This is a genomic window from Propionicimonas sp. T2.31MG-18 (genome assembly GCF_964266745.1).
In the GTDB taxonomy this organism is placed as follows: Bacteria; Actinomycetota; Actinomycetes; order Propionibacteriales; family Propionibacteriaceae; genus Propionicimonas.
On sequence record NZ_CAXWGX010000026.1, the window covers coordinates 407486 to 431205 of the forward strand.

A 23720-nucleotide genomic window follows, 5' to 3' on the forward strand; every position below is an offset into this window, starting at 1 on the left:
CTTCCAGCCTACGACCGGCGGGGCCGGCCGCGGACCCGGGACGGCGATCAAGGGACGCCGATCACGGACCCGCGGGCGGCGTCCCGTCAGCCCACCCGGAAGCCGTCCCCGGTGACCACCACCGGCAGGGGATCGATGATGGTCCCGCCGAAGCTTCCGTCGCCGGCTTTGTTGACGAACGCGAGGAACCTCCATTCGTCGGTGCCGCGGAGCCGGACGAGCCGGCCGACGTACAGGCCCGGTGGCGACACCACGGTCGCGCCGGCGATGTCGTAGGGCCCGAGCGGGGAGTCCGCCCTCGCCGCCCAGGTGCCGCCCGCCACAGAGCCCTTGCGGGCCTCGGCCAGGTCGCCGTCCAGGCAGCTGAAGAGCAGGTAGCGCCGTCCCCCGATCTCGACGTCGAACATCACCTCGAGCTGGCCGAAGCCCTGGCCGACCTCGGTCAGCGGTGCGCGGACCTCCCAGGTCCGCAGATCGGGGCTCCAGGCGTGCCCGACGACGCCGCGGTCGTCGAAGGGCCCGGTGTTCCCCCGTGCCGTGACCAGCATGTGCCAGCCGTCGCCGTCCGGGTCGGCCATCACCCACGGGTCGCGGAACGCCTCGTCGTGCCACCCGTTGTCCTCGAGCCGCTCGTACCAGCGCGGGTCGGCCCGGGCGACCTGGCCGTGCTTGGTCCAGGTGAACAGGTCGTCGGACGTGGCGTAGCCGATGGACTGGATGTTGCTGCCGCCGGGGGCCGGGCGCGACCCGGTGTAGAACTGGAACCAGGTGCCGTCGGGGTGGCGCACGATCGAGCCGGTCCAGGTCGCCAGCTCGTCGAATTCCCCCGGCTCGCCGTGGGCCAGGGCGTCCTGCACCCGCGTCCAGGTCACGAGGTCGTCGGAGACGGCGTGCCCGATGCCGGCGCTGTAGTGGCGGGCGTCCGGGTCGCCGAGCGACTTCGGCGCGTGGAGGAAGAAGAGGTGGTACCGCTCCCCGTCGTCCACCGTCCAGAAGTCCCACACCCAGTCGTGGTCGAAGGCGAGCATCAGCCCTTCACCCCCGAGGACGCGATCGAGTTGATGAACGCGCGCTGGAAGCCGATGAACAGCGCGAGCACGGGGACGGTGATCATGGTCGCGTACGCCATGATCTGGCCCCAGGCGGTTCCCGAGCTCCCGGTGGCCTGCTTGAAGTAGTCGATGCCGACCATGACCGGTCGCAGGGACTCGGACTGCACGACCATCAGCGGCCACAGGTAGGAGTTCCAGGCGGGCAGGAAGGTCAGGATGGCGACCGTCGCGACGGCCGGCCCGGACAGCGGCATCACGATGCTGCGGTAGATCCTGAACCAGCCGGCCCCGTCCACCGTTGCGGCCTCGTCCAGCTCCTTCGGGATCGAGTCGAAGTACTGGTAGAAGAGGTAGATCGAGAAGGCGTTGGCCAGGAACGGGATGATCTGGACGGCGTAGGTGTCCAGCCATCCCTGCGAGCCGTCGAAGTAGGGGATGGTGTTCACCCACCACAGCAGGGGCAGGGCCATCGTCTCGAACGGCACGATCAGCGTCGCCAGCACGATGCCGAGCACCACCTTCTGGCCCCGGAACTCGATCCGGGAGAGCGCGAACGCCGCCATCGAGTTCACCAGCAGCCCGAGCACGACCGTGCAGACGGAGATGAAGACCGAGTTGACCATGAAGGTCACGAACGGCACCCGGTCCATCAGGCCGGTGTAGTTGGCGAGGCTCACGTCACCGACGGGCAGGAATGCCGACCATGAATCCAGGTCCGCGAAGATCTGGGTGTCCGGCTTGAAGCTCGAGACGATCATGAACACCAGGGGCAGCCCGAAGACCAGGCACAGCACGACGCGGAGCGCCATCACGAGGGCGCCGGACAGCCGGTTGTCGCGCGAGCCCGCCGTCCGGGGCTCGGTCGTGGTGGTGTCGGCGACGTGGGCGAGGTGGTCGCTCATCGGATGGCCTCCTTGTCGCGGGTGAGGTAGCGCTGGATGAGCGAGACGGTGAGAACGAGGGCGAAGAACACCAGCGAGATCGCCGCGGCGTAGCCCGTCTGCTGCTGCTGGAAGCCGGTGAAGACGGCCATGTAGACGAGCGTCGACGTCGAGTCCAGGGGTCCACCCTGGGTCATGATGTTCACCTGGGTGAACAGGGAGAACGCGGCGATCGTGATCGTGATCAGGATGAAGATGCTGGTCTGGCGCAGGCCCGGCCAGGTGACGTGGGCGAACTGCTGCCACTTCGACGCGCCGTCGATCGAGGCCGCCTCGTAGAGCTCGCCGGGGATCGTCTGCAGGCCGGAGAGCCAGATGACCATGTGGAAGCCGACGGCCTGCCAGATCGACAGCACGATGATCGCGAACAGCGCCGTGTTGGGGTCGCCCAGCCAGTCGGGGCCGGTGATCCCGACCTTGGCCAGGAGGACGTTGATCAGCCCGTCCGGCTGGTACATGAACAGCCACAGCATCGAGACCACGACCATCGAGGTCACCACAGGCAGGAAATAGACCGTTCGGAAGAAGTTCGTGCCGCGCACCTTGGCGTTCACCAGCAGGGCGAGCCCGAGCGCCAGCCCCGACTGCACCGGGACGATCACGATGGTGAACACCACCGTGTTCAGCAGTGACCGCCAGAAGGTCTCGTTCTCGAACAGGCGGACGAAGTTGTCCAGCCCGACGAACCGGGCGGGGACGGGGGAGATCAGGCGCGCGTTGGTGAACGCCAGCCCGAAGGTCAGGAAGATCGGGATGATCAGGAACACGACCATCAACACGGCGGCCGGGACCAGCATGGCCAGCGCCACCGAGGTGGAGCGCTTGTTCCGCTTGTGGCTGCGGCCACGGGCGACCGGTGGGGCGGTGTGCTCGGCTGCTTCGACGACGCTCACTGCGGCTCCTCTCTGAGGGCGGATCATGCGACGAGGGAGGGGGGTGGCCCGGGAGGGGGCGAGGATCCCCTCCCGGGCCGGCTGGGTTCACTGCTGGAAGAAGTTGTTCGCCTTCTGGTTGTCGTCGATGTCGGCGACCATCTGGTCCAGCGTCTTCTTCACGTCTGCGCCGTTCAGGATGTCCTGCGCCCCCTTGGTGAAGGCCGTCGCGAGGAACGGGTAACCCGGGGTCTCGGGCCGCATCACGGTGAACTTCTTCGAGTACTGGCGGAAGACGTCGTTCTCGCCGCCGGGCTCGAAGCCGGGCACCATCGCTGCCGCGGCGTCGGTGGTCGGGATGTTGTTGGTGTCCTTGGCCACCTTGGCGACGTACTTGTCCTGGGCGGCGAACTTCAGGTAGTCGAGCGCACCCTCGGGACTGGCGCAGCCGGTGGAGTAGCCCCACGTCCAGGAGCCGCCGCCCACCTTGGGCCCGTTGCCGAAGTCGACCGGCGGGGCGAAGACGACGTCCTTGACCTTCTCGCGCACCGGCACGGCGGTCCACGAGCCGTTCCAGAGGAAGGCGGTCTTGCCGTTGATGAAGTCGGCCGTCGGGTCTGCGCTCGACTTCTTGGAGATCATCCCGTCCTTCGCCAGACCCTGGAACCACTCGCCCCACTTCACGGCGGCGTCGCCGTTGAGGACGCCCTCCGCGCTGGTGAAGTCGGTGCGGTTGATCAGGTCGCCCCCGAAGCTCTGCAGGAAGGGCGAGTACCCGTAGGGCCACCACTCACCGGTCCAGCCGGTGGCCAGGTCGGCGGGATAGGTGAAGTCGCCGGACGCCTTGACCTTCGCCAGGGCGGACGCGAACTCCTCGCCGGTCCAGGGCTGGTCGATGGTCGGCACGCGGATGCCGTACTTCTTCAGGATCGACTCGCGGGTGACCCAGGTCAGCGACACGTCGTAGTAGCCGTACGCGTAGGTCTTCCCGTTCCACTTGGCGACGGTGGAGGGCAGGTACTTCGACAGGATGTCGTCCATGCCCTCGATCGGGGCCAGGTAGCCAGCCCAGGCCCAGTTGGCCACGTTCGGCTGGTCGATGTCGAGGATGCAGGGCAGCTTCTTCGCCGCGGCCGCGGCGACGACCGACTGGTTGTAGGAGTCCTGCGGGAAGGCCTGGAGGTCCACCTTGTAGGCGGTCTGCGAGGCGTTGTAGTCGTCGACCACGCTCTGGATGGCCGCGAGCTCGCCCTTGTTGCCGGCGTTGTGGGTCCACAGGGTCAGGGTCTGGGTGCCGCCCGAGGCGGCCTGGGTGCTGGTGGCTCCGCCCTTCGAGCACGCGGTGACCGACAAGGTCAGGGATGCGGCGACGAACGTCGTGGCGAGCAGCCGTGCTGTGCGCTTGAGCACTCTTCCTCCGTTGGATGTGCCCGGGAGAGCCCGGGGAGTTCGAGGTGCTAAAAGGATTTAGCACGACGAAGGTAGCATGGCTCGTAAGGGCTCGCAAGAGCCTGCTAAAAGGATTCTGCTGGTGGTACCGGTATCATTCGGTCGTCGACGAGCTGAACGTGGAGGAACGATGGCGAAGCGAGCCACCCTGGCCGACGTGGCCCAGCTGGCCGGGCTGTCCATCACCACGGTCAGCATGGTCCTGAACGACCGCCCGAACTCGAGGCTGTCCGCCGAGGCCGCGGAGCGCGTGAGGGCCGCGGCCGCCAAGCTGAACTACCGGCCGAACCCCGCCGCCCGCGGCCTGCGCCTGGGCAAGACCCGCACCGTCGGGTTCATCTCCGACGAGGTGACGATCACGCGCTACGCGTCGGCGATGATCCGGGGCCTGCTCGAGGCGGCGGAGGAGCGCGACCACACCGTCCTGATCAGCGAGTCCGGGCGGCGGCTCGACCGGGTCGCGAGCTCGCTGGAGCTGATGCTCGACCGCCAGGCCGACGGCATCATCTTCGGGCTGATGGGCGCAAAGCAGATGGAGGTGCCGCCGGTGCCCGTGGACGTCCCCGTGGTGCTGGTGAACGCACGCTCCACCACCGGCCACGCCTGCGTCCTGCCGGACGAGTTCCGTGCCGGCTACGACGTGGCCGGCCACCTGCTCCGGCGCGGGCACCGGCGGATCGCCTTCGTCGGGCGCTCCGAGGCGCTCCTCGACCCCGCACTGTCGGTGACGATCGGCAGCCGGTACGCGGGGCTGGATGCGGCGATGGCCGAGTACGGGCTGCAGTTCGTCCACCAGGTCGACGGCATGTACTGGGAGCCCGACCTCGGCTACCGCGGGGCTGCCGAGATCCTCGACAACGTCGAGGTCACCGCCATCGTCGCCGCCAACGACCGCGTGGCCTTCGGCATCTACCAGGCTGCGCAGGAGCGGGGCGTGCGCATCCCGGACGACCTCTCCGTCGTGTCCTTCGACGACGAGTACCTCGCCAGCTACCTCCGGCCGCAACTCACCACGATGCAGATCCCGTACCTGGAGATGGGACGCACGGCGATGGAGCTCGTCCTCGACGGTGCCCCGCCCGCCGAGACCCTCGTCCCGATGCCGCTGATGGCCCGGGGCTCGGTGCGCGACCTCCCGCCCCCCACATCCTGAGCCCGCTGACCCGGCGCGGAGGAAACGCCCCTCCTGGGGATCTGCGGGAGGGGCGTTTCCGGTTCCTGGGCGGCGCTAGGGTCCCGCTGCCGCTGCCGCTGCCGCTGCCGCTGCCTGGCCCGGGATGCGCACCCTCGTCCAGCTCACCACGGGCCGCGCATGGCGCCGGGCGGTCACCGACAGGTAGCTGGTGGCGCCGGCGCCACCGTCCACGGTGACCCTGGTGAACGTGTCGAGCGGAGCGACGTCGTAGGCGTCCGGCCAGTGTGAACCGCGCGCCAGCGGTGCGTCCGTGACGTGGGAGCGGCGGTCGGCGGTGAACAGGTACACCTCGCCGCGGAAGCCCCGAGCGCCCGCCGCGATCGCCCGGACGACCGGCCGGTAGGCGCGGACCGTCGCCGTGTCGGGCTCGCCCGGCGGGAACAGGTCGGCGTGGGTGAGCAGCACCACGGCCGCGCTCTGCATGGACGCCGCGGAGCGGAACCCCTCCCGGATGAGCCGAACCGCGGCCTCCGAGCGCCGCGCCTCCTCCGCCACCAGCGAGGGCAGCGGACGCGGCGAGTGGCCCGGCACCGCGTCGAGCTCGGCCTCGACCGTGTGGAACGCGGCGAAGGTCACCGGCGGCCGCACGAGGACGAGGTTCTCCGGGAAGCCCGTCCCGGCCTGTGAGGCCACCGGCACGGGCCGCCCGAGGGTGTACCCCGGGCGCGGCACGAACGTGTGCCGGAGCGCGGCCAGCCGGTCCTGCGGGTCGAAGCCCCCGTTCTCGCTCCGGCCGCACTCGAGCCACTCCTCGCCGCCGAAGGTGTAGGCCAGCGGCACCCGGGACCGGTCGAAGGCCTCGCGGACCTGCCGGTAGTAGCCGTCGCTGCACGGCCTGAGCCCCTTGATGCCGCCCAGGTGGAACGCCATCCGGACACCGGGCGCCGCACTCAGGCGGTCGATCACGTCCGGAAGCTGCCGGAGCTGGCCCACCCCTTCCGGGACGTCGCCGAGCACCGCCCAGGTGAATGTCGTCCCGGCGCGGACAGCGCTGTCCGGGCTGTCGCGCTGCGCCGGCGCGCACCCCCCGAGCGCCGGTAGCAGCAGGGCGGCCACCAACAGGCCCCACCCGGGGCGCGGCCGGCGGGCCCGCTGCTCGCGCAGCGCCCCGTGGCGCCACCGGCCGCACCACCCCCCGGTGGCCGGCGCGACGCTCCCTCGTCGCCGGCCGCCACCTGTCCCTGTCGTCACACATCCCAGACCGCACCGTGGGGCGCTGTGGTTACGCCGTCCCGCGGCGCACACCTACCACGTTTGGGACGCGGGGATGGGGCTAGCTGCGTCGGCCGGGGTCCTCCTCCGAGCGTGCGCGGACGGTGGACGCCTCGCGGAACGCGCCCCGGCGGGAGCCCGGGCACGCCATGATTGCGACGGCCGGTGGCGAGCCCGTCTCCGCCTGGTCCTGCGATCGAGAGGCGAGTCCGTGGCCGCGCTCAGCTACCCGCGTCCCTACCGTGGTGCCGGCACCACCGGCGACGCGGACTTCGCCGCCGTCCGCGCCTTCCTGCTCGGGCTGAACTCCCGCGATCCGGTGTGCTCCCCGGAGTTCCTCTGGGCGCGCTGGGAATGGGCGTTCTGCCTGCCGTACCTCGATCGCGGCCACCTCGACCGGATCGGGGTGTGGGAGGCGGACGGACGCGTCGTCGCGCTCGCCACCTACGAGAGCGTCCTCGGCGAGGCGTACCTCGCGGTCGACCCCGCTCACCGGGCCGAGCTTCTGCCCGACCTGGTGGCCCACGCCGAGCGCGCCCTCGCGGCGGAAGGGACGGTGGCCATCCCCGTCGGCGAGGACGAGCCCGATCTCGCCGCGCTGCTCGCGGCGCGCGGCTACGAGGCGATGCCGTGGACGGAGGACATGTCTGTGCGCACCCTCGAGGGCGTCCCCGCTCCCCGCCTGCCCGAGGGCTACCGGCTCAGCAGCCTGGCCGAGGGGGTGGACCTGCACCGGCTCAACCGTTGCCTGCACCGCGGTTTCGGCCACGCCGATCCGGTGCCGGAGGACGAGGAGACGCTGCGGTGGCGCAAGGAGTCGGTCAGCGCGCCGTCACTGGTGCCGGAGCTCAACACGATCGTGGTCGCGCCCGACGGCGAGTACGCGGCCTACTGCGGGATCTTCCTCGAGCCGTCCGCGGGCCTGCTGATGGTCGAGCCGGTGTGCACCGAGCCCGGTCATCGCCGAAGGGGCCTGGCCCGGGCGGCCGTGCAGGAGTCGCTGCGCCGGGCGGCCCCGCTCGGCGCCCACACCGCGTACGTGGGATCGGACCTGCCGCTGTACCGGGACCTGGGCTTCGCGGCGTTCCACCGGTCCCACTGGTGGCGCGGCCGCGTCGGCTGAGCCGGAGCCGGCGATCCCTTCGGCGCTCAGGCCGGCACGCCGCAGGACACGCTCGCGGGCAGCAGCTCCAGCAGGTGGACGGCCGCCGCAGACGCGGCGCCGTTGGTCGGGGTGACCACCGACACCACCCACTCCCCGGCCTGCTGGGGGAGCGGGACGACCGAGAGCCCGGCCGCCTGCGGCTTCGCCGCGATGGAGTTCGGCACCATCGCCACGCCCAGCCCGCGGTGCACGAGGTCGAGGAGCGTGTGGATGTCGTTGACCGTGCACCGGACGACGCGATGGAAGCCGCGGGCGCGCGCCACCTCGTCGTTGATCGCGCGGACGGCCCACGACTCGTGGAAGTCCACGACGTCGGCGCCGTCCAGATCGGCCCACTGCACGCGTCCACGCCCGGCGAGGGGGTGCCCGGGCGGGCACAGCAGCACGAACGGCTTGCGCGCGATCTCGGTACGGGTCAGTGAACCGAGGTGGTCGGAGGTCGCCACGAAGGCCGCGTCCAGCTCGTTGGCCCGCAGCATGTCGAGCAGCTCGTAGGAACCGGCCTGGGTGAAGTGGATGCTCACCTGCGGGTAGCGGTGGTGGAACCGCTCGAGCAGTTCGGGCACGTCGACCACGCCCAGGCACTGCTCGGCACCCACCCGCAGCTGGCCCGACAGCGTGCGGGTCACGCGCACGACGGCGTCCCGTCCGGCCCGGGCCTGGAGCAGGAGCTCGCGGGCGTGGGGCAGCAGCGCGAGGCCCGCGTCCGTGGGCTCGACCCTGCGCGTCGTGCGCGCGAAGAGCTCGCTGCCGAGCTCCTCCTCCAGCGCCCGGATCGACGCCGACAACCCCGACTGGGACACCCCGCACAGGGACGCCGCCCGGGTGAAGTTCTGCTCGTCGGCGAGCGCGAGCACGTACTCCATCTGACGCAGATCCATCAGTCAACCTTCTGAAACAGAGAAGAAACAGTTGTTGGACTTCTAGGTTAGGCCACGCCTATGGTGGCAGTCGAGCGCCGGCACCCACCGCCGACGCCGCGAGGAAGGTGTGTGCATGATCCAGAGGAACCTCGGCCCCCGCACGGTCGGCGCGATCGGGCTCGGCGGCATGCCGATGTCGATCGAGGGACGCCCGGACGCCGAGCGGTCGCTCGCGACCATCCACGCCGCGCTGGACGCGGGCGTGACGCTGATCGACACCGCCGACGCCTACCACCTGCACGCCGGCGAGGTGGGCCACAACGAGGAGTTGATCGCGAAGGCGCTGAAGAGCTACGGCGGCGACACCTCCCAGGTCCTGGTGGCCACGAAGGGCGGGCACCTGCGTCCCGGCGACGGCAGCTGGACCCAGGACGGGCGTCCGGAGTACCTGAAGGAGGCGGCGAAGGCGTCCGCCCGCCGGCTCGGCGTCGAGGCGATCGGCCTGTACCAGTTCCACCGTCCCGACCCTCGCGTGCCGTACGCCGAGTCGGTCGGCGCGCTGGCCGACCTGCTGGAGGAGGGCGTGATCCAGCTGGCCGGAATCTCCAACGCCGGCGTCGCGCAGATCGACGAGGCCAACCAGGTGCTCGGCGGGCGGCTGGTGTCGGTGCAGAACCAGTTCTCCCCGGCCTTCCGGTCGAGCCTGCCCGAGCTGGAGCACTGCGCGAGGCTCGGCATCGCGTTCCTGCCGTGGAGCCCGCTGGGCGGCATCCGGAACGCGGCCGGGCTCGGCGAGCGCCACGACGCGTTCAACCGGGTCGCCGCCGACCACGGGGTCAGCCCCCAGCAGGTGGCGCTGGCCTGGGAGCTCGCGCTCGCCCCCGTCGTCATCCCCATCCCCGGGGCTTCCCGTCCGTCCAGCATCACCGACTCGGCGCGCGCCACGGAGCTGGTGCTGTCCGCCGACGAGCTGTCCCTGCTGTCCCACGTCGCCTGAGGAGGCACACATGAAGACCTTCCCCCTCGGCGGGAGCGACCTCGCGGTCCCCGCCGTCGTCACCGGAGTGATGCGCATCCAGGAGAAGTCGGACGCGGAGGTGCGCGCCCTGTTCGACGCGTCGCTGGAGGCGGGCATCGACTTCTTCGACCACGCCGACATCTACGGCACGCCGGTGCACGGGTGCGAGCGCCGGTTCGCGGACGCGCTGCGCCTCACCCCGTCCCAGCGCGCGGAGGTGACCCTCCAGACCAAGGCGGGCATCGTCACCGACGGGCCGTACTTCGACTTCTCCCACGACCACCTGGTCGAGGCGGTCGAGGGCTCGCTGGAGGCGCTGCGGACCGACTACATCGACGTCCTGCTGCTGCACCGCCCGGACGCCCTGGTGGAGCCGGAGGAGGTGGCCCGGGCGTTCGACGAGCTGGAGGCCGCAGGCAAGGTGCGCGCCTTCGGCGTCTCCAACCACACCCCGGCGCAGATCGAGCTGCTGAAGAAGTACGTGCGCCAGCCGCTGGTGGCGAACCAGCTCCAGCTGTCGATCACCCACGCCCCGATCATCGCCCAGGGCGTGGCGATGAACATGGCGGCCCTCGACCAGTCGATCAGCCGCGACCTCGGTGTGCTCGACTACTGCCGCCTGCACGACATCACCGTGCAGGCGTGGTCGCCGTTCCAGGCGGGCTTCTTCACCGGTGTCTTCCTCGGCAACCCCGACTACCCGGAGCTGAACGCCGTGGTCGACCGCCTGGCGGCCGCCCACGACGTCCCCCCGGAGGCCATCGCGACCGCGTGGATCACCCGTCACCCCGCCCGGATGCAGGTGGTGCTCGGCACCACCACTCCCGAGCGGGTCCGGGCCGCGGCGCTCGGCGCCGACGTGGAGCTCACCCGTCCGGAGTGGTACGAGCTGTACCGCGCGGCGGGGCACCTCGTGCCCTGACCGCTCCGGCCACTCCGGTCCGGGCCACCCGGGACCGGGCTCAGGACGGGTCCGACGCGAACCAGCCCAGCTCGTCCCACACCGTCGCAGGGATCACCTGGTCGAGCCGCTCGAGCACGAAGCGCGGCGCGAGCCGCGGCGGCAGGGAGGCGACGTCGGTGGGCGTCGCCTCGCCGGTGAGCACGACGGCGGACGGCATTCCGGTGTCGATCGCCATCCGGATGTCGGTCTGGAGGCGGTCGCCGACCATCAGCGCCCGCTCCAGCGACACCCCGGGAAGGCTGTCCATCACCGTCTGGAGCATGATCGGGTCGGGCTTGCCGAAGCTGTGGCGGCAGGTCGTCCCGGTGCTGGCCTCGATGGCGGCGGTGATCGCCGCGCAGTCGGGCTCGCCCCGGCCACCCGGGAAGGGGCAGAACCGGTCGGGGTTGGTCTGCACGAGGAACGCCCGCTTGTGGAACCAGATCGCGTCGAAGGCGATCTGGAGCTTTCGGTAGTCGAAGGCGCGGTCGTAGGAGGCCACGACGATGTCGATCTCCGCCGGGTCCTCGCTCAGCCGGAGGCCGGCGGCCGTCAGCGCCCGCACCAGCGGGGCCTCGGCGATCGGGAAGACCACGGCGTCCGGGTGGTGCGCGGCCAGCCAGGCGGCCGTGGTGACGACGGTGTTCGCAATGTCGGCCACCGGGGTGGGGACGCCGAGGGCGGCGAGCTTGGCCGCGTACTCGTCCGGGTCACGGGTCGGGTTGTTGGACAGGAAGCGCACCGGGATGTCCCGCCGGCGCAGTTCTGCGATCGCCCGCGCCGCACCCGGCATCAGCTCGTCACCGAGGTAGACCGTGCCGTCCAGGTCGAACACGTAGGCGTCGAAGAACTCCGTCGGGAGCGGCCGTGTCCCGGCCGTCATCGTGGACCCACCCTCACCGCAACTCCCCCAGCCGGTCGCCGTCGCCCGGCGCCCTCGCCGACCGCCGTTCCGCCTCGTCGGCGGTCATTCTCGCACAGCGCCCCCGGCCCCGCGCCGGCGGAGCCCGTCCGCCCGCGCGCGCCCCTTCCGTGCGCCGCCCGCGCGGCGCACACTCGAAGGCAGGGGCCGGCTCGCCGGCCGACGACGTCGAGTGGAGGAGCACACATGAACCAGCGCCTGGCGGACCTGTCCGCGGCCGGCGTCTCGATCTGGCTGGACGACCTGTCCCGGGGACGGATCGCCAGCGGCAACCTCGCCGGGATGATCCGCGACAACGCCGTGGTCGGGGTCACCACCAACCCCACGATCTTCGCCGCGGCCCTGGCGCATGGCGCCGACTACGCCGCCCAGCTCGAGGAGCTGGGCCAGGTGACGGTGGCCGAGGCCATCACGGCGCTGACCACGACGGACGTGCGTGACTCCTGCGACCTGTTCGCACCCACCTACGCGCGCACCGGAGGGTTCGACGGCCGCGTCTCGATCGAGGTCGAGCCCGGCGTGGCCCATGACACCGCCGCGACCACGACCCAGGCGGCGGAACTGCACCGCATCGTCGACCGCGAGAACGTTCTGATCAAGATCCCCGCGACGCAGGCCGGGCTGGCCGCGATCGAGGAGACGATCGCCGCGGGCATCTCGGTCAACGTCACCCTGATCTTCTCCGTCGAGCGCTACCGCGCCGTGATGGACGCCTACCTCGCCGGCCTCGAGCGGGCTGCCGACGCCGGCCGCGACCTGTCCCGGATCCACTCGGTGGCGTCCTTCTTCATCTCCCGGGTCGACACGGAGGTCGACCGCCGGCTGGACGCCCTCGGCCGTGCCGACCGCGGGGGCGCGCGGCGATCGCGAACGCGCAGGTGGCGCTCGCCGCGTACGCGGAGGTGTTCTCCGGGGATCGGTTCGCGGCCCTCGCCGCCCGCGGCGCGAACGTGCAGCGACCGCTGTGGGCGTCCACCGGGACGAAGGACCCGGCTTACCCCGACACGCTCTACGTGGCCGGGCTGGTCGCCCGGGGAGTGGTGAACACCATGCCGGAGAAGACGCTGCTGGCCTTCGCCGACCACGGCGAGCCGGGCGAGCCCATCGAGGGCCGCGGGGCCGAGGGACGGGCGGTGCTCGACGAGGTCGCAGCCGCCGGGGTGGACCTCTCCGACGTGTTCGAGGTGCTCGAGGTCGAGGGCGTGGAGAAGTTCGCCGCCTCCTGGGACGAACTGGTGGCCACCGTCCGGGACGCGCTGGGGGCGCGGTAGCCCGTCCGTCCGAGGGCCAGCGAGATTCTCCGGGCGGCCTCTTGCGGCGGGATCCCGAATGCTGCTAGCTTTTCGGACCAGGAACCTGAGCGGTTCCCCAGGGTTGTTACTCGCAAGAGGCAAGGCCTGAGCCAGCTTCGGCATGCTCGCCTTGTGCAACCTCCGGGGTATCGGCTCGGGTCTTTCTGCGTTCTCGGCCCTGAACAACGTGGTTCGAAGGAGAACAGATGCCCGCTGTCGATTACCGGACGTTGGCCGGTGACATCCTCGAGAAGGTCGGGGGCGAGTCCAACGTCGCCTCCCTGGCGCACTGCGCCACCCGCCTGCGCTTCCGCCTGAAGGACGCCGCGAAGGCGGACAAGGCCGCCGTCGAGCGCCTGCCCGGCGTGATCACCGTGATGGAGGCCGGCGGCCAGTTCCAGGTCGTCATCGGCAACAACGTGCCCGTCGTGTTCGCCGAGATCGGCCAGATCTCCTCGCTCGGCGGCGAGAACGCGGGCGACGGCGCCGCCGAGAAGGGCAACCTCCTCAACCGCTTCATCGCCCTGATCTCGTCGATCTTCCTGCCGTCGCTGTGGCCCCTGGCCGGCGCCGGCCTGTTCAAGGCCTTCCTCGCCGCCGCGACCCAGTTCGGGTGGCTCGACGCAACGGGTACCACCTACGTCATCTGGAACGCCGCGGCCGACGGCCTCTTCCTGTTCCTGCCGATCTTCCTCGCGGTGAACGCAGCCAAGCGGTTCAGGACCAACCAGTTCACGTCGATGGCGATCGCGGCGGCGCTGTGCTACCCGGCGATCGGCGCCCTGGCCAGCGCAACCGATCCGGTCACCTTCTTCGGCATTCCCGTCGTCATGGTCACCTACACCTCATCGGTGATCCCGATCATCGTCGCCGTGTGGCTGCAGAGCTATCTCGAGCGCTTCCTCAACGCGGTGCTGCCCAGCTGGCTGCGGAACTTCACCACCCCCCTGCTCGTGCTCGCGATCATGGTGCCGCTCACCCTCCTGACCGTCGGCCCGGTGACCAGCTACGCCGCCAAGGCGATCTCCAGCGGAATCGTCTGGCTCTTCGCCGCAGCACCCTGGCTCGCCGGCGCCCTCATGGGCGGCCTGTGGCAGGTGTTCGTGCTGTTCGGGCTGCACTGGGGCTTCGTGCCCTTCATGGTGAACGACTACACCACGCTGGGCTACTCGATCATGACCGGTCCGCTGCCGGCCGCCGTGCTCGCCCAGGCCGCCGCGGCGCTCGGTGTCATGATCAAGACCAAGAACGCCGACCTGAAGAAGCTCGCCGGACCCTCCGCACTGTCCGGCTTCGTCGCCGGCATTACCGAGCCCGCGATCTACGGCGTCAACCTCCGCCTGAAGAAGCCGTTCTACTACGGCATCGCCGGCGGTGCCATCGGCGGTGCGATCGCAGCCATCGGCGGCTCGGCGTCCAACGCCTTCGTCTTCCCCTCGCTGCTCGGCCTCACCGCGTACATGCAGGTCGGCTCGTTCACGATGCAGCTGATCGGTGTGGGCGTGGCGGTCATCATCGCGCTCACCGCCACGCTGGTGCTCGGCTTCGACGACCTGCCGGCCGCTGAGGCCCAGCCGGAGCTGATTCCGCCGGCTCCCGGCGCGCTCGAGGTGGCCGCCCCCGTGAGCGGCCGGACCGTTCCGCTGGCGCAGGTCAAGGACAAGGTGTTCGCGTCCGGCGCGCTGGGCAAGGGCATCGGCATCGTCCCGAGCGCCGGCACCGTGTACGCCCCGTTCGGCGGCACCGTCGTGAGCGCGTTCCCCACCGGGCACGCCTTCGGGATCAAGTCGGCCGACGGCGTCGAGGCGCTGATCCACATCGGCATCGACACCGTCCAGCTCAACGGCACGGGCTTCACCCCTGCGGTCGCCCAGGGCCAGGTCGTCGAGGCCGGTGACCTGCTGGCCACAGTCGACCTGGACGCGGTCACCGCCGCCGGCTATGACCCCACCACCGTGATGGTGATCACCAACACCGCGCAGTTCGCCGGCGTCCTGCCCGCGGAGGGGCACAGCCTCGTCCACGGCGACACCGCGATCGTCATCGAACGCTGAACCCCGTCCGGCCCGTCCCGCCCTGCCGGGCGCCGGACGGGCCGGACACCCCACCCAGACCAGAGGGAGAGACACAACTCATGCCAGACACCACGACGCCGTTCCCGCAGGGATTCCTGTGGGGCGGAGCGACCGCAGCCAACCAGATCGAGGGCGCCTACGCCGAGGGCGGGAAGGGCCTGTCCATCCAGGACGTGCTCCCCGGCGGTGGCATCGCGCCCCGCACCGACGCCCCGACACCGGACAACCTGAAGCTCGAGGCCATCGACTTCTACCACCGCTACGCCGCCGACATCGACCTGTTCGCCGAGATGGGGTTCTCGGTGTTCCGGATCTCCATCGCCTGGAGCCGGATCTTCCCCAACGGCGACGACGCCGAGCCGAACGAGGAGGGCCTCGCCTTCTACGACCGCGTCTTCGACGAGTGCGCACGCCACGGGATCGAGCCGCTGGTGACCCTCTCGCACTACGAGACCCCGCTGCACCTCACCGAGGCCTACGACGGCTGGGTGAGCCGTGACCTGATCGGCTTCTACGAGCGCTTCGCCCGCACGGTCTTCGAGCGGTACCGCGACAAGGTCACCTACTGGCTGACCTTCAACGAGATCAACTCGATCCTGCACCTCCCGCTGATGAGCGGTGGCATCGGGACGCCCAAGGCGGAACTGTCGCCGTCCGCACTGTTCCAGGCGGCTCACCACGAGCTGGTCGCCAGCGCGCTGGCCACCAAGGTTGCCCACGAGGTGAACCCGGACGCCAGGGTCGGCTGCATGGTGATCGCGGCGCCGATCTATCCGCTCACGCCCGACCCGGTCGACGTCGTGGCCGCCATGGAGGCCGACCACGCCAACCTGATGTTCAGCGACGTGCACGTGCGTGGCGCCTACCCCGGCTACGCGCTGCGGTACTTCCGTGAGCACGGGATCGTGCTCGACATCACCGACGCCGACCGCGAGATCCTTCGCCACACGGTCGACTTCGTGTCGTTCAGCTACTACATGAGCGTGTGCGAGACCGGCGACCCGGCCAGGAAGACCGCTGGGGAGGGCAACATCATGGGCGGGGTGCCCAACCCCACCCTGCCGGCCAGCGAATGGGGCTGGCAGATCGACCCCAGGGGCCTGAGGGTCATCCTCAACCAGTTCTGGGACCGCTGGCAGAAGCCGCTGTTCATCGTCGAGAACGGCCTGGGCGCCCGCGACCAGCTGGTCGAGGTGGACGGCGTGAGGACCGTGATCGACGACTATCGGATCGCCTACCTCAACGACCACCTCGTCCAGGTACGCGAGGCGATCTCCGACGGCGTGCAGGTGATGGGCTACACCTCCTGGGGCCCGATCGACCTGGTCTCGGCCAGCACGGCGCAGATGAGCAAGCGGTACGGCTTCATCTACGTCGACCGCAACGACGACGGCACCGGCACCCTCGAGCGCTACCGGAAGAAGTCGTTCGGCTGGTACGCCGACGTCATCCGCACCAACGGGGCCAGCCTGCGCTGACCCCCGTCCGCTTCGCTACGCGATGTTCGTCCCGCTGCGTGAGTTCGGGCAGCGTCGTCGACCCGCGTAGCGAAGCGGGGACGGGTGCAGACTGGGCGCAGAGCCGGAAAGGCCGCACATGGAAGTGCTCAAGGTCTTCAACAACAACGTCGTGCTCGCCCGTGACCACGACGCGAGCGAGGTCGTGCTCACCGGGCGAGGGCTCGGCTACCAGGCGCGCCGCGGCGACCCTGTGGACGAGTCGCGGGTCGCCCAGCGGTTCCGTCCGGACGCAGAGCACGACGTCCAGCAGCTCACGGCGTTCCTCACCGAGATCCCGCCCGAGCACCTCGCGCTGGCTGCCGAGATCCTGCATGACGCGCAGGACGACCTGGAGACGACCTTCACCCAGGGCATGGTGATCCCGCTCGCCGACCACATCAGCTTCGCGATCAAGAGGGTGCGCCAGCACATCGCGGTCGAGTACCCGCTGCGTTCGGAGGTCGCGCACCTGTATCCCAGGGAGCTGCGGGTGGCGCGTCGGGCCGTCGCGCTCGTCGCCGCCCGCACCGGGGTGGACCTGCCGGCCGACGAGGCGGTGCCCATCGCCCTGCACTTCGTCAACGCGCTGTTCGCCACCGACGACCTGTCGCGGACGTTCCGGATGACCGAGCTCTTCCGGCAGGTGTTCGAGATCCTCGACTCCGCCTACGACCGGCACTTCGACACCGAGAGCATCAACGCCGCGCGGTTCATCACCCACCTGCGCTACTTCTTCGTCCGGGTGGACACCGACCGGCAGCTGATGGAGAACCCGGAGACCTTCACGACCACGATCCGGCAGTCGTTCCCCGACGCCTACCTGTGCGCAGAGCGGGTGAAGGCGCTGCTCGAACTGCGGCTGGAGAAGCCGATCAGCACCGACGAGGTGGTCTACCTGACCCTGCACGTCGCGCGCCTCGCCACCGAGGCGGCCCGCTGATCTCGCCCCGCGGTCACCACGCTCGCGTCGTCGGGTGGCCGCGCGCCGCCAGACCAGGGCCGCCCTCCGTCCGTCCGAGGGCCAGCCTCCGCACTCGAGGGCCAGCCTTGACGCCGAGGGCCAGCACCGGCGTCCCGGCCCTCGGCAACAAGGCTGGCCCTCGGCGAGGGCGGGGGGCGACAGGGGCAGGGGCGGCGAGGGCGGTCCGGGGCCCGGGGGACGGGGGACGGGCGCCAGACTCAGGCGGCGGGACGGACTGCCTCGACCACGTGGTCGATCGCGGTGTGGACGCCGACGTCGCCCGGGACCTGGCGGCGGACGACCTCCGCCCGCCGCACCACCAGTCCGAGAGCGCCGAGCAGCGAGGCGAGGTGGTCAGGGGTGGTCAGCAGGTCCGGGTCCCTGGGCCCGCCCCAGCCGCCCTCGAGGTTCGCCGCGTCGTGGCCGACCACCAGCACCATCCCGCCCTCGGCGAGGCCGGTGGCGCAGTTCGCCAGCACCCGCCTCAGCTGGGGATCGGGGAGCTCGAGGTAGCTGAGCAGGATCAGGTCGTAGCGGCCCGGCGACGGGCGGTAGGCCACGGCGTCGGCCACGATCGCGTCCACCGGACGGTTGAGGAGCGCCGAGCGCCCCTGGAGCCGACCCACCGCCACCGAGGCGCGGTCGAGCGCGGTCACCCGCCAGCCCCGCCCCGCGAGCCAGATCGCGTTCGCGCCGTCGCCGGCGGCGACGTCGAGCGCCGCGCCCGGGCGCAGGCGCCGGCACGCCGCCACCACGACCTCGTCCGGGGTCATGTCCCAGGCGGTCGCCGCGGCGGCGAGACGTTCGCCCCAGCCCGCTGCGTCGGTCATCGCCCCACCTCTCCCGGCGAGGCTAGGGCCGGTTGGCGGACGGCACGCCGGGCGCAACAGGGCCGTCCCTAACCTGTAACCATGCCGTCCCTTTTCGACCCGTTCACGCTGCGGGACCTGACCATCCCGAACCGGATCTTCCTCGCGCCCATGTGCCAGTACCAGTGCGAGGCGCGCGACGGCGTGCCCACCGACTGGCACCTGGTGCACCTGGGAGCGCGGGCGTCCGGCGGCTTCGGGCTGCTGATCGCCGAGGCGACCGGCGTGGTGCCGGAGGGACGCATCACCCCCGAGTGCCCCGGGCTGTGGAACGACACCCAGGCGGCCGCGTGGAAGCGCGTCGTCGACTTCTGCCACGGGCAGGGCGCCGCCATGGGGATCCAGCTCGCGCACGCCGGACGCAAGGCGTCCACCTACCGCCCCTTCGCCCACCGCTCGGGCTCGGTGCCCGCCGACGACGGCGGCTGGGAGACCTTCGGGCCGTCCGCCGTGCCGTTCCCCGGCCTGGAGACCCCGACCGAGGCGACGCCGGGCTACCTCGCGCACGTGGTCGAGGCCTTCGCGGCCGCCGCGCGCCGGGCCGACGCCGCCGGCTTCGACGTCGTCGAGGTGCACGCCGCGCACGGCTACCTGCTGCACGAGTTCCTGTCGCCGCTGTCCAACCAGCGCACCGACGGCTACGGCGGCGACCTGGCGGGCCGCTCACGCCTGCTGCTCGAGGTCGTGGACGCGGTGCGCGCGGCCTGGCCGGCAGGGAAGCCGCTGTTCGTGCGGATCTCCGCGTCGGAGTGGACCGACGGCGGGTTCGGTGTCGAGGAGGCCACCGAGGTGGCACGCCTGCTCGGCGAGCACGGCGCCGACCTCGTGCACGTCTCCAGTGGCGGCAACGTGCTGGCCCCGATCCCGGCCGGCCCCGGCTACCAGGTGTCGCTCGCGGCCGCCGTGCGCTCGGCCGGGCTGCCGGTGTGCGCCGTCGGCCTGATCACCGACCCGCGGCAGGCGCAGAAGGTGCTGGACGACGGCAGCGCCGACGCCGTCGCCCTCGCCCGGGTCGCGTTGCGCGAGCCGGCGTGGCCGCTGCGGGCCGCCGCGGAGCTCGAGTGCGACGACTGCGCCCGCTACCCCGACTCCTACCTGAGGGGACGCTGGCCCGCCGCCGAACCGGTCCGCTGAGACGCCACCGCGCGGCCGGGCCGCTCAGCCGACGACCAGGCGCCCGTCGACGACCGAGACCGGCAGCGGGTCGATGATCGTGCCGCCGAAGCCGCCGTCCGGGGTCTGGTGGACGAAGGCCAGGAATCGCCACTCGCCGGTGTCCCGCAGCGGCACGAGGCGGCCCACGTACAGCCCGGGCGGTGAGATGACCGACGCGCCGGCGAGGTCGTAGGGTCCGAGCGCGGACCCCGCGGTGGCGGCCCACGTCCCGCCCTCCGCGCCGGCAGCCCTGCGCGCGGCCGACAAGTCGCGGCCGGGGCAGCTGAAGACCAGGAAGCGGTGGCCGTCCACCTCGACGGTGTGCAGCACCTCCAGGTGCCCGAACCCCTGGCCGACCCGGCTGAGCGGTTCGCGCACCTCCCAGGTGCGGAGGTCGGGGCTCCAGCAGTGCCCGACGACGCCGCGGTCGTCCACCGGCCCGGTGTTGCCGCGGGCGGTGACCAGCATGTGCCAGCCGTTCCCGTCCGGGTCGGCGAACACCCACGGGTCGCGGAACGCCCAGTCGTGCCAGCCGCCGTCGAGCGGCTCGTACCAGCGGTCGTCGGCTTCTGCGACAGGGCCCGGGTGCCGCGTCCAGCTGTACAGGTCGGGGGACGTGGCCAGGCCCACCCGCTGCTCGTTGCTGCCGGACGCCGCCAGCGTCGCGCCGGTGTAGAACAGCAGCCAGGTCCCGTCCGGGTGGCGGACGACCGATCCCGTCCAGGTGGCCAGGTCGTCGAACGCGGGGGACGCGGCGTGGGCAAGGACGTCCCCGGCCCGCGTCCAGTGCGCGAGGTCGGTGGACACCGCGTGACCGATCCCCGCCCGGTAGTGGCGCCGTTCGGGGTCCTTCAGGGCCTTCGACGCGAACAGGAAGAACAGGTGGTACCGCTCGCCGTCGTCGGCCGTCCAGAAGTCCCAGACCCAGGAGTCCGGAAGCGCGAGCACTAACCGGCCCCGGCGATCCGCGCCCGCAGCGCGGCCAGCTGGTCGGTGAGCTGAGCGGGCAGCCGGTCGCCGAACTGGGCGAAGTACTCCTCGGTCAGGTCGGCCTCCGCGGCCCAGGCCTGCGGGTCGAGGGCGAAGAGCGCGGCCAGGTCGTGCTCGCTCAGGTCCAGGCCCTCGAGGTTGAGGTCGCCGGGGACGGGGATGCGCCCAGAGAGCGCGTCCACGGCGTCCACCTCGCCGGCGACCCGGCGCAGCGCCCACTCGATCGCGCGCGCGTTCTCGCCGAACCCGGGCCACAGCCAGTGGCCGTCCTCGTCCTTGCGGAACCAGTTCACCTGGAAGATGCGCGGCGCACCCTCGCCCAGCGACGCACCCATCCGCAGCCAGTGCGCCCAGTAGTCGGCCATGTTGTAGCCGCAGAACGGGAGCATCGCGAACGGGTCGCGGCGCAGCGCCCCCACGAGGCCCTCGGCGGCCGCGGTCTGCTCGCTCGACACCGTGGCGCCGACGAACACGCCGTGCTGCCAGTCGTAGGACTCGCTGATCAGCGGGACGTTGGTCGCCCGGCGTCCGCCGAAGAGGATGACGTCGATCGGGACGCCCGCGGGGTCCTCCCAGTCCGGGGAGATCGACTCGGCCTGGGAGGCGTGGACGGTGAACCGCCCGTTCGGGTGGGACGCGGGACGCCCGGAGCCCGGCGTCCAGTCGTTGCCCTGCCAGTCGATGAGGTGCGCGGGGGGCTCGGGGGTCAGTCCTTCCCACCAGACGTCGCCGTCGTCGGTGAGCGCGACGTTGGTGAAGATCGTGTCGTGGCTGATCGCGTGCAGGCAGGTCGGGTTGGTCTGTTCCGAGGTCCCCGGCGCCACTCCGAAGAAGCCGTTCTCCGGGTTGATCGCGTACAGCCGGCCGTCCGGTCCGGGCCGCATCCACGCGATGTCGTCGCCGACGGTCTCCACCGTCCAGCCGGGGATCGTCGGCCGCAGCATGGCGAGGTTGGTCTTGCCGCACGCCGAGGGGAAGGCCGCGGTCAGGTGGAAGACGCGCCCGTCGGGGCCGGTGATCCGCAGGATCAGCATGTGCTCGGCCAGCCAGCCCTCGTCCCGGGCGAGGACGGACGCGATCCGCAGCGCGAAGGACTTCTTGCCCAGCAGCGCGTTGCCGCCGTAGCCGGAGCCGTAGGACCAGATCTCGCGGGTCTCGGGGAAGTGGGTGATGTACTTCGTGTCGTTGCACGGCCACGGGACGTCCGGGCGGGTGACCCCCGCCTCGTCGACGAGCGGGTAGCCCGTCGAGTGCACCGCCGGCACCCATGGGGCACCGGAGGCGATGGCGGCGAGGGCCGGCGCGCCGATGCGGGTGGTCAGGCGCATGTTCACCACCACGTAGGGACTGTCGGTGATCTCGACGCCCAGCCGGGTCAGCTCGCCGCCCAGGGGGCCCATCGAGAACGGGATCACGTACATCGTCCGCCCGCGCATGCTGCCCGCGAAGAGCCCGGCGAGGGTGCGCTTCATGGCCTGCGGCTCGGCCCAGTTGTTGGTGGGGCCGGCGTCGGCCTCGTCCACGGAGCAGATGAACGTCCGCCCCTCGACCCGGGCGACGTCGGACGGCGCCGAGCGGGCGAGGTACGAGCCGGGACGCAGGTCGGGGTTCAGGCGGATGAAGGTCCCGGAGGCCACCATCTGGTCGTACAGCCGGTCCCGCTCCTCCACGGAACCGTCGCACCAGTGGACGGCGTCGGGCAGGGTGAGCTCGGCCACGCCGGCGACCCAGGAGACCAGCTCGGGGGGCGCACCGGCGGGTGCGGTCTGTGCGATGGTCGGAGTGTCCAGGGCCACGAAGCCTCCTCGAATCGTGTCGCACGGACGGGGTCCGTGGCGGATAGCACATCCTGCGCGCCGTGAACGTCGTGTGGCACGCGCGTGGACATTCGTGCAGATCTTCCCCAGCCCCTTCCCAAGCAGCCTGGGATGGACTGAAAATACGCGCCCGCGCACGAGCCGTCATTCGCGGTGCGGTCATCTTCGAGTCTGCCACACGGCAAAATGAACAGTGTTAAGGTCCCGACGAGGGGCAGGTCTCCCGACGCTGACGCCCTCGACGCCCGCAGCGCAGCGGGTCGTCGCGGGGTGCCAGGGCGGAGTTGGCCGGTCTCCGGGCGTCTTGGGGGTCGTCCGGGACGCGTCGGGGGCCTCCCCGTGTTTCCGGGCCGGTTTGGACGGTTCCGGGGCGGTCAAGTAAGGTTGAGGACGCTGTCCGGCGCCCGTGGCTCAACGGATAGAGCATCTGACTACGGATCAGAAGGTTGGGGGTTCGAGTCCCTCCGGGCGCGCAAGGCTGAAGTGCCGTCGGTCTCCACCGGCGGCACTTCTGCGTTCCCGGCACGGGGCCGCTGCGAAACCCCTCCTCGGCAGCCGGTTGCGGGACGCAGGGGCCCGTCTGGCACCCTTGAGGTGTGAGTCGCCACTTCGCCTCCCCGACCGAGCCCTGGTTCCGCATCGGCCGGCTCGAGGTGTCCACCGTCGTCCTGGCCTGCCTGATCGCCGTCGCGTCCGGGATCGCCTGGGTCGTCGTGCCCGGCCTGGCGTCCGCGCTCTACTTCAACTCCCAGCTCGTGGCGGCGGGCGAGGTGTGGCGCATCGTCACCTGGCCGCTGGCCAACGACCTGTGGGTGGTGATCACCGCCCTGGTGCTGTGGTATTTCGGGTCCGACATCGAACGCCTCGTCGGGCGCACCCGGATGGCCTGGCTGCTCGTGGGCACCTGGGCGGTGCTGACGGCGGCGTCCACGGTGGTCGAGCTGCTCCCCGCCCTGCGCGGCGCAGCGCTCGCGGGCCTCGGCCCGATCGAACTGGCCATCCTGCTGCTGTGGATCGCCGAGTACCCCAACCGGCCGTTCTTCTTCGGCATCCCGGCGTGGATCTTCGGTGCGATCATCCTCGGGCTCCAGGTCGTGACGATGCTGGCCGGGCAGCGGTACGGCTCGCTGCTCAGCCTGCTCCTCGGGTTCGCCTTCGTCGCGATCCTCGGGCGCCGCTTCGGGCTGCTCGGCGCGTACGAGTGGGTGCCCGGCCGGCCGGCAGCGCCGCCCTCGCGGGCACCCCGGGTGTCGCGGGCCACGGCGCGGCAGGAGTCGCGCAACCGCAGCGATCGCGAGCAGCTCGACGCGCTGCTCGACCAGATCAACGAGAAGGGCATCCAGAGCCTCACCAGCGGGCAGAAGCGCGAGCTGATGCGGTTGCGCGAGCGCCTGCGCCGCGGCTGACGGCCCACCGACGGGCGTCGTCGC

General features: G+C 71.3%; 20 protein-coding genes, 1 tRNA gene and 1 pseudogene. 12 read left to right on the forward strand and 10 right to left on the reverse strand.

From position 1 onward, the window contains the following. Positions 1–86: 86 nt before the first annotated feature. The 4 genes from ACFQQJ_RS12450 to ACFQQJ_RS12465 all read right to left on the reverse strand — a co-directional run bounded on the left by ACFQQJ_RS12450 (position 87) and on the right by ACFQQJ_RS12465 (position 4275). Positions 87–1028, reverse strand: a complete 942-nt coding sequence (locus ACFQQJ_RS12450) for a family 43 glycosylhydrolase (protein WP_377106885.1) — start codon at positions 1026–1028, stop codon at positions 87–89. Further along, a complete protein-coding gene (locus tag ACFQQJ_RS12455; protein ID WP_377106887.1) occupies positions 1028–1954 on the reverse strand; it encodes a carbohydrate ABC transporter permease in 927 nt (308 codons plus the stop codon). The genes ACFQQJ_RS12450 and ACFQQJ_RS12455 overlap by 1 nt, the downstream gene beginning before the upstream one ends. Beyond that, complete coding sequence (locus ACFQQJ_RS12460) at positions 1951–2886, reverse strand: carbohydrate ABC transporter permease (protein WP_377106889.1); 936 nt, start codon at positions 2884–2886, stop codon at positions 1951–1953. The genes ACFQQJ_RS12455 and ACFQQJ_RS12460 overlap by 4 nt, the downstream gene beginning before the upstream one ends. An 87-nt stretch (positions 2887–2973) precedes the next feature. Then, positions 2974–4275, reverse strand: coding sequence for an extracellular solute-binding protein (locus ACFQQJ_RS12465; protein ID WP_377106890.1), 1302 nt, complete (start codon positions 4273–4275; stop codon positions 2974–2976). A gap of 169 nt (positions 4276–4444) precedes the next feature. On the opposite strand from ACFQQJ_RS12465, the gene ACFQQJ_RS12470 reads away from it, so the two are divergent. Further along, positions 4445–5467, forward strand: a complete 1023-nt coding sequence (locus ACFQQJ_RS12470; protein ID WP_377106892.1) for a LacI family DNA-binding transcriptional regulator — start codon at positions 4445–4447, stop codon at positions 5465–5467. Between the two features lie 75 nt (positions 5468–5542). On the opposite strand, the gene ACFQQJ_RS12475 is transcribed toward ACFQQJ_RS12470, so the two are convergent. Then, positions 5543–6565 carry a hypothetical protein gene (locus ACFQQJ_RS12475; RefSeq protein WP_377106894.1) on the reverse strand — a complete coding sequence of 341 codons (1023 nt, stop codon included), beginning with the start codon at positions 6563–6565 and terminating at the stop codon, positions 5543–5545. Between the two features lie 367 nt (positions 6566–6932). Between ACFQQJ_RS12475 and ACFQQJ_RS12480 the strand changes: the two genes are divergently transcribed. Beyond that, positions 6933–7844: a GNAT family N-acetyltransferase gene (locus tag ACFQQJ_RS12480; RefSeq protein ID WP_377106896.1), complete on the forward strand. Its 912-nt coding sequence runs from the start codon at positions 6933–6935 to the stop codon at positions 7842–7844. A gap of 26 nt (positions 7845–7870) precedes the next feature. Here the strand turns inward: ACFQQJ_RS12480 and ACFQQJ_RS12485 are convergent, their stop codons facing one another. Next, complete coding sequence (locus ACFQQJ_RS12485) at positions 7871–8767, reverse strand: LysR family transcriptional regulator (RefSeq protein ID WP_377106898.1); 897 nt, start codon at positions 8765–8767, stop codon at positions 7871–7873. 115 nt (positions 8768–8882) lie between these two features. On the opposite strand from ACFQQJ_RS12485, the gene ACFQQJ_RS12490 reads away from it, so the two are divergent. Together ACFQQJ_RS12490 and ACFQQJ_RS12495 are read left to right on the forward strand one after the other, a co-directional pair. Continuing rightward, positions 8883–9746: an aldo/keto reductase gene (locus ACFQQJ_RS12490; protein WP_377106899.1), complete on the forward strand. Its 864-nt coding sequence runs from the start codon at positions 8883–8885 to the stop codon at positions 9744–9746. Between the two features lie 10 nt (positions 9747–9756). After that, positions 9757–10689 carry an aldo/keto reductase family oxidoreductase gene (locus ACFQQJ_RS12495; RefSeq protein ID WP_377106901.1) on the forward strand — a complete coding sequence of 311 codons (933 nt, stop codon included), beginning with the start codon at positions 9757–9759 and terminating at the stop codon, positions 10687–10689. A gap of 40 nt (positions 10690–10729) precedes the next feature. Here ACFQQJ_RS12495 and ACFQQJ_RS12500 read toward each other — a convergent pair whose 3' ends face one another. Then, complete coding sequence (locus ACFQQJ_RS12500) at positions 10730–11593, reverse strand: HAD-IIA family hydrolase (protein WP_377106903.1); 864 nt, start codon at positions 11591–11593, stop codon at positions 10730–10732. A 225-nt stretch (positions 11594–11818) separates the two neighbouring features. Between ACFQQJ_RS12500 and ACFQQJ_RS12505 the strand changes: the two are divergent. The 5 genes and pseudogenes from ACFQQJ_RS12505 to ACFQQJ_RS12525 all read left to right on the forward strand — a co-directional run. Further along, a pseudogene (locus ACFQQJ_RS12505) lies at positions 11819–12409 on the forward strand (transaldolase family protein); the annotation flags it as partial. A gap of 125 nt (positions 12410–12534) precedes the next feature. Next, positions 12535–12903: a transaldolase family protein gene (locus ACFQQJ_RS12510; RefSeq protein ID WP_377106904.1), complete on the forward strand. Its 369-nt coding sequence runs from the start codon at positions 12535–12537 to the stop codon at positions 12901–12903. A gap of 227 nt (positions 12904–13130) precedes the next feature. Next, a complete protein-coding gene (locus ACFQQJ_RS12515; protein WP_377106906.1) occupies positions 13131–14978 on the forward strand; it encodes a beta-glucoside-specific PTS transporter subunit IIABC in 1848 nt (615 codons plus the stop codon). Between the two features lie 80 nt (positions 14979–15058). Then, positions 15059–16477 (forward strand): glycoside hydrolase family 1 protein, encoded by a 1419-nt coding sequence (locus ACFQQJ_RS12520; protein ID WP_377106907.1) that lies wholly within the window; start codon positions 15059–15061, stop codon positions 16475–16477. Between the two features lie 118 nt (positions 16478–16595). After that, positions 16596–17438, forward strand: coding sequence for a PRD domain-containing protein (locus tag ACFQQJ_RS12525; protein WP_377106908.1), 843 nt, complete (start codon positions 16596–16598; stop codon positions 17436–17438). Positions 17439–17677: 239 nt separating this feature from the next. Here the strand turns inward: ACFQQJ_RS12525 and ACFQQJ_RS12530 are convergent, their stop codons facing one another. Further along, a complete protein-coding gene (locus ACFQQJ_RS12530) occupies positions 17678–18289 on the reverse strand; it encodes a class I SAM-dependent methyltransferase (protein WP_377106910.1) in 612 nt (203 codons plus the stop codon). 81 nt (positions 18290–18370) lie between these two features. Between ACFQQJ_RS12530 and ACFQQJ_RS12535 the strand changes: the two genes are divergently transcribed. Continuing rightward, complete coding sequence (locus ACFQQJ_RS12535; RefSeq protein ID WP_377106911.1) at positions 18371–19462, forward strand: NADH:flavin oxidoreductase/NADH oxidase; 1092 nt, start codon at positions 18371–18373, stop codon at positions 19460–19462. A 24-nt stretch (positions 19463–19486) separates the two neighbouring features. Here ACFQQJ_RS12535 and ACFQQJ_RS12540 read toward each other — a convergent pair whose 3' ends face one another. Then, on the reverse strand, positions 19487–20431 hold the full coding sequence (locus ACFQQJ_RS12540) for a family 43 glycosylhydrolase (protein WP_377106913.1): 945 nt from the start codon (positions 20429–20431) through the stop codon (positions 19487–19489). After that, positions 20431–22269: a phosphoenolpyruvate carboxykinase (GTP) gene (locus ACFQQJ_RS12545; protein ID WP_377106915.1), complete on the reverse strand. Its 1839-nt coding sequence runs from the start codon at positions 22267–22269 to the stop codon at positions 20431–20433. The genes ACFQQJ_RS12540 and ACFQQJ_RS12545 overlap by 1 nt, the downstream gene beginning before the upstream one ends. Positions 22270–22690: 421 nt before the next feature. On the opposite strand from ACFQQJ_RS12545, the gene ACFQQJ_RS12550 reads away from it, so the two are divergent. Together ACFQQJ_RS12550 and ACFQQJ_RS12555 are read left to right on the forward strand one after the other, a co-directional pair. Next, positions 22691–22763, forward strand: a tRNA-Arg gene (locus tag ACFQQJ_RS12550). 123 nt (positions 22764–22886) lie between these two features. Continuing rightward, positions 22887–23696 carry a rhomboid family intramembrane serine protease gene (locus ACFQQJ_RS12555; protein WP_377106916.1) on the forward strand — a complete coding sequence of 270 codons (810 nt, stop codon included), beginning with the start codon at positions 22887–22889 and terminating at the stop codon, positions 23694–23696. Positions 23697–23720 lie beyond the last annotated feature (24 nt).

Excerpts from the sequence above, each read along its gene's own strand:
- ACFQQJ_RS12450 (WP_377106885.1), bottom strand. The coding sequence starts at position 1,028 with ATGCTCGCCTTCGACCACGACTGGGTGTGGGACTTCTGGACGGTGGAC.
- ACFQQJ_RS12455 (WP_377106887.1), bottom strand. The coding sequence starts at position 1,954 with ATGAGCGACCACCTCGCCCACGTCGCCGACACCACCACGACCGAGCCC.
- ACFQQJ_RS12470 (WP_377106892.1), top strand. The coding sequence starts at position 4,445 with ATGGCGAAGCGAGCCACCCTGGCCGACGTGGCCCAGCTGGCCGGGCTG.
- ACFQQJ_RS12485 (WP_377106898.1), bottom strand. The coding sequence starts at position 8,767 with ATGGATCTGCGTCAGATGGAGTACGTGCTCGCGCTCGCCGACGAGCAG.
- ACFQQJ_RS12490 (WP_377106899.1), top strand. The coding sequence starts at position 8,883 with ATGATCCAGAGGAACCTCGGCCCCCGCACGGTCGGCGCGATCGGGCTC.
- ACFQQJ_RS12495 (WP_377106901.1), top strand. The coding sequence starts at position 9,757 with ATGAAGACCTTCCCCCTCGGCGGGAGCGACCTCGCGGTCCCCGCCGTC.
- ACFQQJ_RS12500 (WP_377106903.1), bottom strand. The coding sequence starts at position 11,593 with ATGACGGCCGGGACACGGCCGCTCCCGACGGAGTTCTTCGACGCCTAC.
- ACFQQJ_RS12515 (WP_377106906.1), top strand. The coding sequence starts at position 13,131 with ATGCCCGCTGTCGATTACCGGACGTTGGCCGGTGACATCCTCGAGAAG.
- ACFQQJ_RS12520 (WP_377106907.1), top strand. The coding sequence starts at position 15,059 with ATGCCAGACACCACGACGCCGTTCCCGCAGGGATTCCTGTGGGGCGGA.
- ACFQQJ_RS12525 (WP_377106908.1), top strand. The coding sequence starts at position 16,596 with ATGGAAGTGCTCAAGGTCTTCAACAACAACGTCGTGCTCGCCCGTGAC.
- ACFQQJ_RS12530 (WP_377106910.1), bottom strand. The coding sequence starts at position 18,289 with ATGACCGACGCAGCGGGCTGGGGCGAACGTCTCGCCGCCGCGGCGACC.
- ACFQQJ_RS12535 (WP_377106911.1), top strand. The coding sequence starts at position 18,371 with ATGCCGTCCCTTTTCGACCCGTTCACGCTGCGGGACCTGACCATCCCG.